General features: G+C 61.9%; 11 protein-coding genes. 7 read left to right on the top strand and 4 right to left on the bottom strand.

Annotation, left to right across the window (positions count from 1 at the left end):
• Positions 1 to 9 precede the first annotated feature (9 nt).
• From flgL to D3870_RS23120, 4 genes are all read left to right on the top strand, one after another.
• Entirely contained in the window at positions 10 to 921 is a 912-nt protein-coding gene (flgL, locus tag D3870_RS19955) for a flagellar hook-associated protein FlgL (protein WP_119742804.1), read from the top strand.
• 9 nt (positions 922 to 930) lie between these two features.
• Positions 931 to 1,971, top strand: a complete 1,041-nt coding sequence (locus D3870_RS19950; RefSeq protein WP_242490116.1) for a hypothetical protein — start codon at positions 931 to 933, stop codon at positions 1,969 to 1,971.
• A gap of 316 nt (positions 1,972 to 2,287) precedes the next feature.
• The gene (locus tag D3870_RS19945; RefSeq protein WP_242490115.1) at positions 2,288 to 2,746 is read left to right on the top strand and encodes a chemotaxis protein CheW; all 459 of its coding nucleotides are present in this window, start codon (positions 2,288 to 2,290) and stop codon (positions 2,744 to 2,746) included.
• Positions 2,747 to 2,808: 62 nt separating this feature from the next.
• Positions 2,809 to 4,530, top strand: a complete 1,722-nt coding sequence (locus tag D3870_RS23120; RefSeq protein ID WP_119742800.1) for a methyl-accepting chemotaxis protein — start codon at positions 2,809 to 2,811, stop codon at positions 4,528 to 4,530.
• 166 nt (positions 4,531 to 4,696) lie between these two features.
• Here D3870_RS23120 and D3870_RS19935 read toward each other — a convergent pair whose 3' ends face one another.
• Positions 4,697 to 4,954 carry a hypothetical protein gene (locus D3870_RS19935; RefSeq protein WP_199710830.1) on the bottom strand — a complete coding sequence of 86 codons (258 nt, stop codon included), beginning with the start codon at positions 4,952 to 4,954 and terminating at the stop codon, positions 4,697 to 4,699.
• 227 nt (positions 4,955 to 5,181) lie between these two features.
• Between D3870_RS19935 and D3870_RS19930 the strand changes: the two genes are divergently transcribed.
• The 3 genes from D3870_RS19930 (at position 5,182) to D3870_RS19920 (ending at position 7,007) form a co-directional block, all read left to right on the top strand.
• On the top strand, positions 5,182 to 5,808 hold the full coding sequence (locus D3870_RS19930) for a glutathione S-transferase family protein (RefSeq protein ID WP_119743167.1): 627 nt from the start codon (positions 5,182 to 5,184) through the stop codon (positions 5,806 to 5,808).
• Between the two features lie 99 nt (positions 5,809 to 5,907).
• Positions 5,908 to 6,534, top strand: a complete 627-nt coding sequence (locus tag D3870_RS19925) for a LysE family translocator (protein WP_199710828.1) — start codon at positions 5,908 to 5,910, stop codon at positions 6,532 to 6,534.
• A gap of 44 nt (positions 6,535 to 6,578) precedes the next feature.
• Entirely contained in the window at positions 6,579 to 7,007 is a 429-nt protein-coding gene (locus D3870_RS19920) for a hotdog fold thioesterase (protein ID WP_119742796.1), read from the top strand.
• 44 nt (positions 7,008 to 7,051) lie between these two features.
• On the opposite strand, the gene D3870_RS22430 is transcribed toward D3870_RS19920, so the two are convergent.
• The 3 genes from D3870_RS22430 to D3870_RS19900 all read right to left on the bottom strand — a co-directional run bounded on the left by D3870_RS22430 (position 7,052) and on the right by D3870_RS19900 (position 13,415).
• Entirely contained in the window at positions 7,052 to 7,213 is a 162-nt protein-coding gene (locus D3870_RS22430; RefSeq protein ID WP_158590527.1) for a hypothetical protein, read from the bottom strand.
• Between the two features lie 344 nt (positions 7,214 to 7,557).
• Positions 7,558 to 9,384: an ATP-dependent zinc metalloprotease FtsH gene (gene ftsH / locus D3870_RS19915; protein WP_277986384.1), complete on the bottom strand. Its 1,827-nt coding sequence runs from the start codon at positions 9,382 to 9,384 to the stop codon at positions 7,558 to 7,560.
• A gap of 677 nt (positions 9,385 to 10,061) precedes the next feature.
• Entirely contained in the window at positions 10,062 to 13,415 is a 3,354-nt protein-coding gene (locus tag D3870_RS19900) for a DUF748 domain-containing protein (protein ID WP_119743165.1), read from the bottom strand.
• Positions 13,416 to 13,435 lie beyond the last annotated feature (20 nt).

Here is a 13,435-nt window from a genome sequence, read left to right as displayed (position 1 = left end):
GAGAACGACATGCGTATCGCCAGCTCCCAATACGAATCGACGATGACCAGATCGCTGCAGATGAACGACGCCAAACTGGCGCATCTGACGCAGCAGATGGCTTCCGGCGCGCGCGTGCAATTGCCGTCGGACGACCCGATTTCCGCCGTGCGGATATCGCGCCTGCGGCGGGAAGAGGCTGCCGTCACCCAGTACCGGGACAACATCGGCGCTCTCAAGATCCGTCTGCAGAAAAACGAAACCTACATGAGCGGCATGATCAATGACATGCATCAGGCGCGCGACCTGCTCGTCTGGGCGCTCGACGGCGGCAACAGCTCGGACGACCTGAATGCGATGGCCGGCTCGCTGCAGTCATTGCGCGACAGCCTGTTCTACTCGGCCAACAGCAAGGACCAGGAAGGGCGCTACGTCTTTTCGGGAACGCTGATCAGCCAGCCGGCCCTGACCTACGACGGTACCGCTGCGCTTGGCGCGCGCTACAGCTTCACCGGCAACACCGCGCAGCAGCAGGTCGCGGTCGGCAACGGCATCACGCAACCCGCCAACGTCGATTTGAGCGGCATGGAAGCCTTGCTGAACCTGATGGACAGCACGATCGCGACACTGCGGACTGCCGGTGTCAGCCCGAACGACCCGGTGGCGCATCAGATCATGGCCGACGGCCTGGACGGTATCGACGTCGCCATGGGGGCGATCAGCACAAAGATTGCCGATCTCGGCGGCACGCAGAACATCCTGTCCACGCTCGACACCAACCATGCCAATGTCAGCCTGTCGAACAAGATGGCGCTCACCGATATTGCCCAGCTCGACTATGCTTCTGCCGCGGTGGAACTCAACGGCTACACCATGGCGCTGCAAGCCACGCAGAAGGCGTATGCCAAGGTGAGCGGCCTGTCGCTCTTCAACGTACTGTAAATCGACCTCATGCAAATCGGTTCGCTCCATGCCGCCACCGACCTCGCACCAGGAAAGGTGCGCAATGGCGCTGCCGTCAATCCGCTTGCGCCCGTCGCTGCGGAGAGCAAGAAGGGGACGGAGGCGGTGTCGCGTGCGTCATCGTCCTTGCGCAGTGGCTTGACCAGCTGGGATCAGCAACTGAATCGCGAACTGGCGGACGCCCAGCAAGCCATGGATTTCCTTGAGCGCAGCGCGAGTCATCTGGAGAGCCTCAAGTCCGACATCAGCGCGAAGATTGCGGGACGGCAGGTGAGCGATGCGCAGGTGAGCGGGAAGCTGCGGCAATTTGCCAACGCATGGCGTCAGCGCCATGCCTCGTCCGGCGGAAGCCTCGATGCGCAACTCGACTACAGCAGTCCCGCGCCGGCGTCCCAGCGCTTCAGCATCCGCGGCTTGAACATGCGGACGCTGCAATCCGGCGACAAGGAAACACTCACGCTTTCCATCGGCGGCGCGGGGCAGCCTCTGCGCTCGGTGAGCGTCGATCCGGAGTTGTCCGAAGAAGCGATCATCCAGCGTTTCGAGCACGCGCTGTCGCCCGCGAATATCGGCGTCAGCAAAGGCGATGCCGGCGCACTGGTCTTCAGCGTGCCGGAAACCTCGTGGCCTGCCACACGCGACACCTTCGCCATCAAGGGCGACGGCATTCGATTCCCGACCGGGCAGCTGAACCGGGTCAGGACCGAGGCCGTTCCCGCTGCGGTGGAGCCTGACGCCTGGCAGGCGCAGGATGTGCAGGCCCTGCGTCAGACTCTGCAACAAGTGATACAGGCGCTCGACCGCATCAAGCAGTCGCGGGAAGTGGTCAGCCGCGCGCTGGCCGAAGCGGCCAGCCGTGTCGATCGGGCGCGCCCGATGGACGATGCCGCCGGAGCCGCCACCCTGGCGCAAGGTTTTGCATCGGCGGCTGATCAGCCGGGCTACCAGATTTTCTCTTCCACCGTTGCCGCCCTCCTGGGCATCAGCCGTGATCGCGTCCTGTCCTTGCTCGCGCTTGGTCCGCGATAGCGCGATTCCACCTGGCAGGCGATGGGTTTTGTTGAGCGCGATGGCGTTGCCGCGTCAACTATTCAAACGTCCGTACCTGTAGCAGGACACACGATGCCAACAGCCGCAACAGCTGGCTGTTGGCTATAGGGAAATTTTGCAACAGCGCACGTATTCGCGGCATCGGGAAAACCCATGGTCGTCATGGGCGTGAAGTGCCACCGGTGCCGATCTCCCGGACCCTCCCGGCCCGGGAGAATGAATGCGATTCGAATGACACACGTTTACAAGGGAATTCATGATCGAAGAAAGCCAGTCTCGCCAAAGCGCAGTTGCCATGGCCCATACACTTGAATTTCTCGCATTCCGGCTCGGCGAAGAGGAATACGGGATCGACATTCACAAAGTGCAGGAACTGCGCGGCTACGACGCGGTTACGCGCATTGCCAATGCGCCGGATTTCATCAAGGGCGTGGTCAACCTGCGCGGAATCATCGTGCCGATTGTCGACATGCGGATCAAGTTCCAGCTCGGCACGCCGACCTACGACCAGTTCACCGTCGTCATCGTTCTCAACGTCGCCGGCCGTGTCATCGGCATGGTGGTCGACAGCGTCTCGGACGTCATGACCCTGGCCGCCGAACAGATCAAGCCGGCCCCGGAGATGGGCAGCGTGGTGCAAACCGAGTACCTGACCGGCATCGGCACGGTGGACGAGCGCATGCTGATCCTGGTCGACATCGACAAGCTCATGACCGGCAGCGAGATCGGATTGATCGACACACTGAGCGCCTGAATCCGCGCCCGCCAACAGGCAGCGCTTCATCATCATTCAAAACAATTGATCGCAGAAAGAAAATGAAAATCACGGACATGAAAATCGGCTTGCGTTTGGGACTTGGGTTCTCCTCAGTACTGACCATCATGCTTGCATTGAGCCTGATCGGGGCCAACGGCATACGCGAGATGCACGAGAATCTGGAAAAGGTGCTCGAGGACAATGTGCGCAAGATAACGATTGCGCACGAGTTGTCCGACGCGGCGCATGTCGTGTCGCGCGTCACGCGCAACATCATCATTTTGACCGACGAAAACACGGTCAAGGCCCAGCTCGGCGCTATCGAAACCGCGCGTCGCCGCTACGACGCTGCCTTTGACACGCTCGAAAAAATGCCTGCGACCGAAGCCGGCAGGGCGTTCCAGCAAAAGATCAAGGCGGCGCGGCATAAGGCATTGGCGGCGAATCAAAAGGTCATCGATTTCGCAAGGGACAACAACAATGTCGAAGCCATGCAGATCCTCGGGAGCGAAGCCGCTCCTGCCACCCAGCAGTGGCAGGACCTGCTGAGTGACTACATGGATCGCCAGGAGGAACGCAACAAGAAGGACGCGGCCGCTGCCGACGACACTTATTCGCAAGTACTGACACTGATGCTTTCCCTGACCGCGGCTGCGCTGGCATTGGGTGGCGTGATTGCCTGGCTGATCACGCGCTCCATCACCCGGCCCATGAACGATGCGATGCAGGTCGCCCAGGTTGTCGCACAAGGCGATCTGCGGCAACAGATCACGGTCAAGAGCAAGGATGAAAGCGGTCAATTGATGCAGGCCTTGAAGGACATGAACGACAGCCTGGTGCGCATCGTCAGCGAGGTGCGCAACGGCACCGACACCATCGCCACCGCGTCGAACGAGATTGCCAGCGGCAACCTCGACCTGTCATCGCGCACCGAGCAGCAGGCCAGCTCGCTGGAGGAAACCGCCTCGTCGATGGAAGAACTGACCGGCACGGTCAAGCAGAATGCCGACAATGCGCGGCAGGCGAACCAGCTGGCGGTGTCGGCTTCCGAGATCGCCATCAGGGGCGGCACGGTGGTATCCGAAGTCGTCCAGACAATGGGCTCGATCAACGACTCGTCGAAGAAGATCGTCGATATCATCGGCGTCATCGACGGCATCGCCTTCCAGACCAACATCCTCGCGCTGAACGCGGCGGTCGAAGCGGCGCGCGCCGGCGAGCAGGGCCGCGGCTTTGCAGTGGTGGCATCCGAAGTGCGCAGCCTCGCGCAGCGCTCGGCCGCCGCGGCCAAGGAGATCAAGTCGCTGATCGACGATTCGGTTGACAAGGTCGATGCCGGCAGCAAGCTGGTTGACGAGGCCGGCGCGACGATGGACGAGATCGTTGCAAGCGTCAGGCGCGTGACCAACATCATCGGCGAGATCACGGCGGCCAGCCAGGAGCAGACCGCCGGCATCGAGCAGATCAATCAGGCGATCAGCCAGATGGACGAAGTCACCCAACAGAATGCGGCGCTGGTGGAACAGGCGTCTGCCGCATCGGCAGCAATGCAGGATCAGGCCGCCAGCCTGGCGCAGGCGGTCAGTGTTTTCAAGTTGAACAGCATGCAAGTGATGCCGGTCAAGTCCGCAGCCATGCCCGTAGCCAGGCCTGCAGCCAGGATGCATCCTGCAGCGCTGCCCGAAAAGCGCTCACCGGCCCGGATCGCCGCCGATAACGGCACGCAACCCAGACGACTGGTGCATGTCGCCAGTTCTGATGAGGAGTGGGAGCAGTTCTGAATTATCCCGGTACCGCTTTTTGCGCTGAGCGATGGGTTGCCGGATGATGCGTTGCCGGAGCAGCCGCTCCGGCACACGGATTTTGATCGCCGAGCAATGAGTCCGGAATACGGGATTTTTTCTTCCAGCAAAGCAGCGCACAGGCAATGTGCTGCTTTGCGCCATTCTATTTTTGAGGTTCCGGCTGCTTCTGCATTTCCTGCGCCTTGCTTTCCAGTTTCTGACCGGCATCCTGCAGTGCCTGTCCCGTCTTCTCGCCTACCTTGCTCAATTCCTCACTCGCCTTGGCTGCGGCCTGGTCGATTTTCTCGCCCGCTTTTTCCGCCGGGCCCTTGCCGCTCATCTCATCCTTTTTCTGACAGGCAGTCAACACAGCGGCCAGGGCGGCAACTCCCAGCACAGCCGTAGCAGTCTTTCTCATCATCATCATCTTCCCCCTTGCGTCAGTTCAATCATTCAGTCGAAGCAGCGTAGATTCGATGCAGGTGCATCATCGAATCATTCTATAAAGACAAGCTGCGATTCATTAAGTTTCTTCCTGCCGAACAGATTCGCGGCGGCAATGGCCAAGCGCAGCAAGGATGGCCAAAAACGGCAATAATCCTTGTCCGCATACAAGCCGCAATCCGGATGGAAAAGGAGTCATGTCACGTGGCAATCACGCTTTACGCATGGAATACACCGAACGGACGCAAGATCAGCGTCGCGCTGGAAGAGATGGAGCTTTCCTACACCGTTGTGCCCGTGAACATCACGCAGGGACAGCAGCACGAGCCCGACTTCCTGCGCATCAGCCCGAACAACCGGATTCCGGCGATCGTCGATGCGGAGGGACCGGACGGCAAGCCGATCAGCGTGTTCGAATCGGGCGCGATCCTGCTCTATCTCGCTGAAAAGAGCGGCCGCTTCCTGCCGGCCGATTTGCGCAGCCGCGTGCCGGTGCTGGAATGGCTGATGTGGCAGATGGGCGGCTTCGGCCCGATGCCGGGGCAGGTGCATCACTTCCGCAGCCTGGAAAGCGAGGGCGACCGCCGCTACGGGCTCAAGCGTTATTCGGATGAAACGCGCCGCCTGTATGGCGTGCTCGACCGCCGGCTGGCGCAGGTCGAGTTCGTCGCGGGTGAACTGTCGGTGGCCGATTTCGCCATCCTCGGCTGGGCGTGGCGGCACGAGCGGCACGAGGTGAATTTACAGGATTATCCCCACGTCGAGCGCTGGTATCGCGCGCTGCTGGCGCGTCCGGGCGTGCAGCGCGGGCTGGAAGTGAAGCTCGATTGATGGCGATGTCGTGTTCCTTGTGTCGTGTTCTTGTTACGAGCCGCAGGCTGCACTGTCGCTACGCCTCCGGTTCTGATTCCTGCAGAGAGGCGCTTCGTGATGCTCACTCCTGAACAATTTTTCGGCTTTCTCGCTGCGGCAATGCTGATCACGGCATCGCCCGGCCCGGACAACCTGATGGTGCTGGGCGTCGGCATGTCGCGCGGACGCGCGCAGGGGATCGCATTCGGCCTCGGCTGCGCGCTGGGTTGCCTGAGCCACACCGCGCTCGCGGCGCTCGGCGTCAGCGCACTGATCGCGGCCTCGCCGACGGCATTTTCCGTGCTGAAGATGTGCGGCGGACTGTATCTCGTCTGGCTCGGCATGCAGGCCTTGCGCAGCCGCGGCGGCGCACGGGCGGCAAGCGTCACGGCCCCCGACGAATCGCTGCGCAAGCTGTTCGCCAAGGGCCTGTTCGCCAACGCCATCAATCCGAAGGTGGTGCTGTTCTTCCTCTCCTTCCTGCCGCAATTCGTCATTGCCGAGCGCGGCGGCGCGAGCTGGCAGACGGTGCAGCTGGGTGTGATCTTCACGCTGCAGGCGGCGCTGCTGTTCGGCTTGCTCGGCTATTTTTCTGGCGCGGTGGGGCACTGGCTGCATCGCCGGCCGCGTGCCGGCCTGTGGCTGGACCGTGCCGCCGGCACGATTTTCGTGGCGCTGGGCGTGCGATTGATCTTCGCGCGCTGACGTCCGACCATGTTTTACATCATCGACTGACTGGAACAACTCCCATGCCGATCTGGAATCACGAATCAACACTGGAAGACCTGCAGAAATTGAATGCGAACACCGCAGCCGACAGGCTCGGTATCGAGTTCACCGGAATCGGCGACGACTGGCTGTCGGCGCGTATGCCAGTCGATGCGCGCACGGTGCAGCCGTTCGGCATCCTGCATGGCGGCGCGTCGGTGCTGCTGGCCGAGACGGTGGGCAGCACCGCCGCAAATCTGTGCGTCGATGGAAGCAAGTCGTATTGCGTCGGTCTCGATATCAACGCGAATCACATGCGGCCTGCAAGCGGCGGATGGGTGACCGGCACCGCGCGTCCGTTTCATATCGGGCACTCGACCCAGGTATGGGAAATACGCATCGCGGATGACGCCGGGCATCTGGTGTGCGTGTCGCGGCTGACGATGGCGGTGGTCAGGCGCCGGCAGTGATTGCGTGAAGGGTGTCCGATTCCCTCCTGGATCGGGGCGAAAAACTACCGCGCACCCGACATGAACCGCAGGAACGAATCCAGTTCATCCCTGTACATGCATCGCAACTGATGGTCCGGGCAGGCTGCACGAGGCGAGATGGCATATTCGTCGCCGACATGCCATTTGCGCCACCAGCCGAGAAACTGGCTGGCAAGGTTCAGCATGGAGGCCCTTGTCCTGGAATGGACCGCGTGATCGCTCAAATGGCCGCGATAGCGGTTGAGCAGCTCGGTGTCGGAGAAACAGGCAACAGCGAGGCAAGAGCGGCGGTATCGACGGTTTTCATGCTCGCGGCGCGGAGAAGTGAACTTGTCTCATGAGTGGCGGCGCGCTCATGCATGGTTCCGCGCGGATGCACCGGATGGCGCAAGCGATCAGCTGCGATCAAATTGCAGCGTCATTCCGGGCGAGGGTGTGGCAGGGGGAATGGGAACAGGGGTTTCAGGCGGTGCGCCGGATGGGTCACGGAGACCAACACATCCGGCGGCTTGCAAATCGTTCTGCGCGTTCAGGCGGGAGCGGTTACGTTCGGCGACATCGGGCCTGATGGCGGCGACTTTTTCTCCGGTGCGCCGTACTTCGGCTGGCGCGGCTCGACGCCGGCCATGATGTCGTTGACCTGGTCCGCATCGACGGTTTCCCAATCGAGCAGGGCCTTCGTCATTGCTTCCACCTTGTCGCGGTTTTCCTCGAGCAGGCGACGCGCGAGAGCGTACTGGGCGTCGAGGATGCTGCGGATCTCGTCATCGACCTTCTGCTGCGTTTCCTCGGAAACCGATTTCGCTCCGAAGCTGTTCTGCTCGTCGTCGACGTACACCATGGTGCCGAGCGTCTCGGACATGCCGTAGCGCGTCACCATCGCGCGCGCCAGCTTGGTCGCACGCTCGAAGTCATTCGATGCGCCGGTCGACATCTGACCCATGAAGATCTCTTCCGCGATGCGTCCGCCGAACAGGATGGCGATATCTTCCAGCATCTTGTCCTTGTACATGTTTACGCGATCATGTTCTGGCAGCTGCCAGGTCAAGCCGAGTGCATAGCCGCGCGGCATGATGGTGACCTTGTGCACCGGGTCGGCCTTCGGCAGCAACTTCGCCACGACTGCATGGCCCGATTCGTGGTACGCGGTATTGCGACGTTCCTCTTCGCGCATCACGGCGGACTTGCGCTCCGGCCCCATGATGATCTTGTCCTTGGCATCCTCGAAATCCTGCATGTCGACGTAACGCTTGTTGCGGCGCGCGGCGAACAGCGCCGCCTCGTTGACCAGGTTCGCCAGTTCCGCGCCGGAGAAGCCCGGCGTGCCGCGTGCGAGGACGTTCGACTGCACATCCCTGGAGGCGGGGACCTTGCGCATGTGCACGTTCAGGATCTGTTCACGGCCGCGAATGTCCGGCAGACCGACCATCACCTGGCGGTCGAAGCGACCCGGACGCAGCAGCGCCTTGTCGAGTACATCGGCACGGTTGGTCGCGGCGATCACGATCACGCCGGAATTCGGCTCGAAGCCGTCCATCTCGACCAGCATCTGGTTCAGCGTCTGTTCGCGCTCGTCGTTGCCGCCGCCCATGCCGGAGCCGCGCTGACGGCCGACCGCATCGATTTCATCGATGAAGATGATGCAGGGCGAATGCTTCTTCGCCGTCTCGAACATGTCGCGCACGCGGGACGCGCCCACGCCGACAAACATCTCGACGAAGTCCGAACCGGAAATCGTGAAGAACGGCACTTTTGCTTCGCCCGCGATCGCGCGCGCTAGCAGGGTTTTACCCGTTCCCGGCGGGCCCACCATCAGCACGCCGCGCGGAATATGGCCGCCGAGTTTCTGGAACTTGGTCGGATCGCGCAGGAACTCGACGATCTCGCCGACTTCCTCCTTGGCCTCGTCGCAACCAGCGACGTCGGCGAAGGTGACCGTGTTGGTCTTTTCATCCAGCATGCGCGCCTTGGACTTGCCGATCGAGAGCAGACCGCCCTTGCCCTTGCCTTGCGAACGGCGCATGAAGAAGACCCACACGCCGATCAGCAGCAGCATGGGGAACCATGACACCAGCACCTGAGACAGGAAGGATGGCGGTTCGGGGTTCTTGACGTCGAACTTGACGCCATTGGCAATCAGGTCGCTGATCAGGCCGCGATCGAGCATGGTCGCGGTGGTCTTCAGCACCGCGCCGTTGTTGGTGACGGCGAGGATCTTCTCTTCCGAGATCGTCACTTCCTTGATGTTCTTCGCCTTGACCTCGGTCAGAAAGTCCGAATACGCAATCGGCGCGGCATTGGATGCCGCACGGGCGCCGAAGAACTGGCTGATGGTGATAAAGGCAACGAAGAAGATCGCGGCCCAGACTGCGACTTGAATGTGCTTTGGTTTCACTAGGGTTCCTGAATGACGGTTACATCTTGTTTTGGCGACGAGGCGGCAATAATTCAAGGGGACGCGCGGATGATTTTTCCTCCCCCGGCGATACTGGCATCGGACGGGACAGCGTAGCACCGATCCATGCAGGGAAAAAGCGAATAATCCGGCTGGGATCATTCCGAAAAACGGAAGAAATGACAATTCGATAATTAAAGCGCCTAACAAAATGAAGCGAAGCGGTTCTGAGTAGGGTGTAGCAGGGAATTCGGGCAGCCTGCTGCCCGCCTGCGAAACGGCACTGGCATGCAGGCCAGTGCGCGCCCTGCAAGGGCGCCGCCGCAGACAGTACGAGTAGTACGGCAAGGCGGCGCAACACCCTCAGAATCATTTTGTTAGACGCTCTTAGTCAATGCGGCAATGCGGCCGCCTTGAGACTGTTGCCGGAAGACTCATGCATGCATGAGGATTAATGACATGGTCGAAATCGTTCCGCATTTGCCGGAACATCAAGGCGGCGCAGCGCACGGCGTCCACGAGAAAAACGGCCTTATCGAAATTGCAAGCGGGGCCGCCTTCGGCCCTGTCGGTGATGGCGGTCGCCACGATGTTCCAGCGCCATCGGCCGGGCGGGGCAGATTGACTGCCGCCCGCATTCACTTCAGCGCGAAATTCACCCCGTGCAGCGGCGACGCGCCCTTGTCCTTGCTCTTGTCGTGCTCCCTTGCCTCGACGGCAGCGGATTTGGTCGCGCTGACGAACACGCGCTCGGGTGCGACATGTCCGGCTTTCAGCAGCCAGTCCTTGACCGCCTGCGCGCGGCGGTCGCCGAGCGCGATCAGGTCGTTCTCGTTGATGGCGGTATTGGCGATCATCAGCTTTTCCATTTCCTCGACCGGCACGCTCTTTTGCATGCCGATCACGTTGCGCGGCTTGGTGAATGATTCGTCCTTGTAGACCCGCGTCAGCAATGCCGCGTATTCCTCCGGCTTGACGACCACGCTGCCGGGCTGCACGGTCTCGCCGCGCGCCTGCATGTCCTTGATCTTGAGTGAACGCACCTTGCGCTCGATCGATGTCTGCTTCAAGCCATCGATATCGACGGCAGCGTCGGCGTGGCCCGTGATGTCGAGCTTGAGCGCGGGGCGTTCGTTCAGCGCCTTGGCGATCGACTTGAGCTTGTCTTCGCCGGCCGCCGGTATGGTGGCGCGGCCCGGCTCGAACTCCAGCGTGGCCATTTCCTCGCCGCCGCTACCGCCGAACATCGAACCCAGCAGGGTGAACGGCGCAGTGACCGCCTTGACGATGATGTTGCCGATCACCTTGAGGATGATGCCGCCGATGGAGAATTGCGGATCGTCGATCGAGCCGTCGATCGGCATGTTGACGTCGATGACACCGTTGCGGTCGGTCAGGAGGGCGACCGCGAGCCGCACCGGCAGCCTGGTTGCCTGCGGATTGGTGCTTTCTTTACCGAATGTGAGCTGCTCCAGGATCAGCCGGTTGTTGGCCTTCAGCTCGCGATTGTCGATCATGTAGGCGACCTCGAAGGACAGCTTGCCTTTCTCGATGCCGTAGCCCACGTACTTGTCCGCATAGGTCGACAGCGTGGCAAGCTCCATGCCGCGCACGGTCGCCTTCACGTCAAGGAACAGGTCCCGCTTGAGCGGATTGATGCGGCCCGCGATCGCCAGCGGCGCGCGATTCACCTCCCCGCGCAAATCCACGTTTGCCGTGGTGGCGGTATCCGAGGACAGTCCCGTCACGGTGCCGCCGAGGTCGCGCATGTTGGCGGTGTAATTCGGTCTGATGAAGTTGTCGGTGAAGCGCACGCGCCCGCCCTGCAGCGCGATCTTGTTGATGCGGATCGGCGGCAGCTTTTGCGCGGCCTGCTGCACGGCCGTCTGGGCTGCCGTGGTTGCCTTGGCGACGATCGCCGGCCGCGCAGGCGCTGCCGGGTCTGCCGGGGAGGGCGCGGCAGCGGGTCTGTCGGCGACTTCGGTCAGGCTCCTTTTTCCGCCGGCCGAGCTGCGCGCGATGTCCTGCACGTTGATGCGGCCGGTGGCGTCGATGATGATGCGGGCGAAGAAGTCGGACAGCGCAATGCGATCCACCGTCAGGGAAAGCGGTTCGAGCTTGATGTCCATTGCGCTGAAGGCGAGCGATTTCCAGCGCAGGAAATCATTCTTGCTGGCCTTGTCCACGCTGGCGACGTTGGCGAGACTGGCGTCGCCCTTGAATCCGCCTTTCAGCGCGCCGTCCGCAGCGGCGTCCAGCTGCAGCCTGCCCTTGCCGGAGGCATTGCCCTGCGTCAGCCGCAGATTGACCTTCTCCGTGACATAGGGCTGCAGCGGCAGCAGGTCCACGTTCTTCATCTCCACCGCCAGATCGGTATGCAGCGGTGCGAGGCCGACGTCGCCATTCAGCGCCAGCTGGCCGCTCTTGTTGAGCGTTGCCTTCAGGTCCACGCGGCTGCGCGCCGCGGGCGCGGTGGAGAAATCCTGCACGGACAGACTGAGCGGCGCGATGACCGCCAGCGCCGGTTCCTCGTGGTCGTGGTCTTCGAGCCGGGCCGACCAGTTCTTGACATCGATGCGCGCCACATTGACGGCGTACGGGCTGGCCGCCTTGTTGCCGGCTGCGCCTTTTGCAGCGGATTTCGGGTTCGATGCAGTGTTCGATGCGGGGGAGGGTGCCGCAGCGGCAGCCTGTGTTTGCAGCTTGTTGTTGCGCAGCTGGAAGTTCGCACTGTCGGACGTCACTTCGCCCACAGTGATTTTCTTCTTGCCGGCATCGAGCGTGAGCTTGCGCGCGGCCAGATTGAATTTTTCCACTCCGGCGCGCAGCGAACGATCCGCCGTGTCTTCGGCATAGCGCAGGGACGCGTCGCGGATATCCAGTTCCTGCAATGCGACCTGCGCGGCGGCGGCCGTGGCGGCCCCCTTGACCGCGCTGGCGACCGGGCGCTCCGGCGGCAGCAGGCGCAACAGATTGAGCTGACCCGTGCGGTCGCGGCTCATGTCGGCCGTCAGTCCCTTGATGGCGACGCGGGCGATATCGAAACGCCCGCCGAAGACATCCATGTCGTCGAGCTTCACCTCAAGTTCGGGCACGGTGATCACCGGCTTGCCGCCGCGCTCGGTGATCTGCACCGACTTCATGGCCGCGTCGCCGCTCACGACGACGGTCGGGGATTGATCCTTTGGCTGCTGGAAACTGGCAGTCAGGTTCGCGTGCAGCCGTGCGCTTGGAACCCGGAAGTTCGGCTGGTAGGGCAGGTAGCCGAGATAGTGCGTGATATCCAGATCGTCCAGTTTCAATTCGACGATGGCCTCCTTGTGGTCCGCGAAGGGGCGTGCCTTGCCCTTGACCAGCAGCGGCGTGTCGTTGACCTTCGCACTCAGCAGCGGCTCCACGAATACGTGCACATGGATCGGCAGCGATGAGATGAACGGCACACCAAGCCGGAGCTCGGTCACGCGATGCGTCGTTTTGGCCGGCTTGTCCTCGAACTCTATGCTGCCGTCTTCCAGCTGGATGTTGTTGAGTGAATAGCGCGCCGGTTTCTCGGAGGGCGGCTGGCTGGTGATCTGCTCGATGATGTCGTCGATGCTGTAGCGATTGGCTTCGATACGCACCAGATGCACGTAGGGCTTGACCAGGCGGACTTCCTTCACCACCGGCGCGAAGCGTATCAGCGACTCTGACGACAGATCGAGCGTCAAGGCATCGAAACTGGCGAACACGGCATTGCCTTGCGGCTCCATCAGCTTGAGGTCGCGCACCGTCATCACCAACTTGAGGGGATTGAACTCGATCTTGCCGATGGTGAGCTGACGGTGGAATTTTTCGGTGACGCGCTGTTCCGCCTGGTGCTTGACGATGGCCGGCAGCGCCAGCCAGGCGAACACAAGGAGGAACAGCAGGATGACGCCGATCCAGATGAAGCCGCGCAGGACCGCGGACTTGGATGGCACGGCCGTCAGGCGCTTCGGTTGCGGGGTATTCATCGGAATCAGGGTGGGCAGAG

It is taken from the genome of Noviherbaspirillum cavernae, from assembly GCF_003590875.1.
Lineage (GTDB): Bacteria > Pseudomonadota > Gammaproteobacteria > Burkholderiales > Burkholderiaceae_D > Noviherbaspirillum > Noviherbaspirillum cavernae.
The sequence above is the reverse complement of the archived record's forward strand: the minus strand, read 5'-3'. Positions and strand labels throughout refer to the sequence as shown.

What these genes read in the sequence shown, in the direction of transcription:
- flgL (WP_119742804.1), top strand. Translation starts at nt 10, where the DNA reads ATGCGTATCGCCAGCTCCCAATACGAATCGACGATGACCAGATCGCTG.
- D3870_RS19950 (WP_242490116.1), top strand. Translation starts at nt 931, where the DNA reads ATGCAAATCGGTTCGCTCCATGCCGCCACCGACCTCGCACCAGGAAAG.
- D3870_RS19945 (WP_242490115.1), top strand. Translation starts at nt 2,288, where the DNA reads ATGGCCCATACACTTGAATTTCTCGCATTCCGGCTCGGCGAAGAGGAA.
- D3870_RS23120 (WP_119742800.1), top strand. Translation starts at nt 2,809, where the DNA reads ATGAAAATCACGGACATGAAAATCGGCTTGCGTTTGGGACTTGGGTTC.
- D3870_RS19935 (WP_199710830.1), bottom strand. Translation starts at nt 4,954, where the DNA reads ATGATGAGAAAGACTGCTACGGCTGTGCTGGGAGTTGCCGCCCTGGCC.
- D3870_RS19925 (WP_199710828.1), top strand. Translation starts at nt 5,908, where the DNA reads ATGCTCACTCCTGAACAATTTTTCGGCTTTCTCGCTGCGGCAATGCTG.
- D3870_RS19920 (WP_119742796.1), top strand. Translation starts at nt 6,579, where the DNA reads ATGCCGATCTGGAATCACGAATCAACACTGGAAGACCTGCAGAAATTG.
- D3870_RS22430 (WP_158590527.1), bottom strand. Translation starts at nt 7,213, where the DNA reads ATGCTGAACCTTGCCAGCCAGTTTCTCGGCTGGTGGCGCAAATGGCAT.
- D3870_RS19900 (WP_119743165.1), bottom strand. Translation starts at nt 13,415, where the DNA reads ATGAATACCCCGCAACCGAAGCGCCTGACGGCCGTGCCATCCAAGTCC.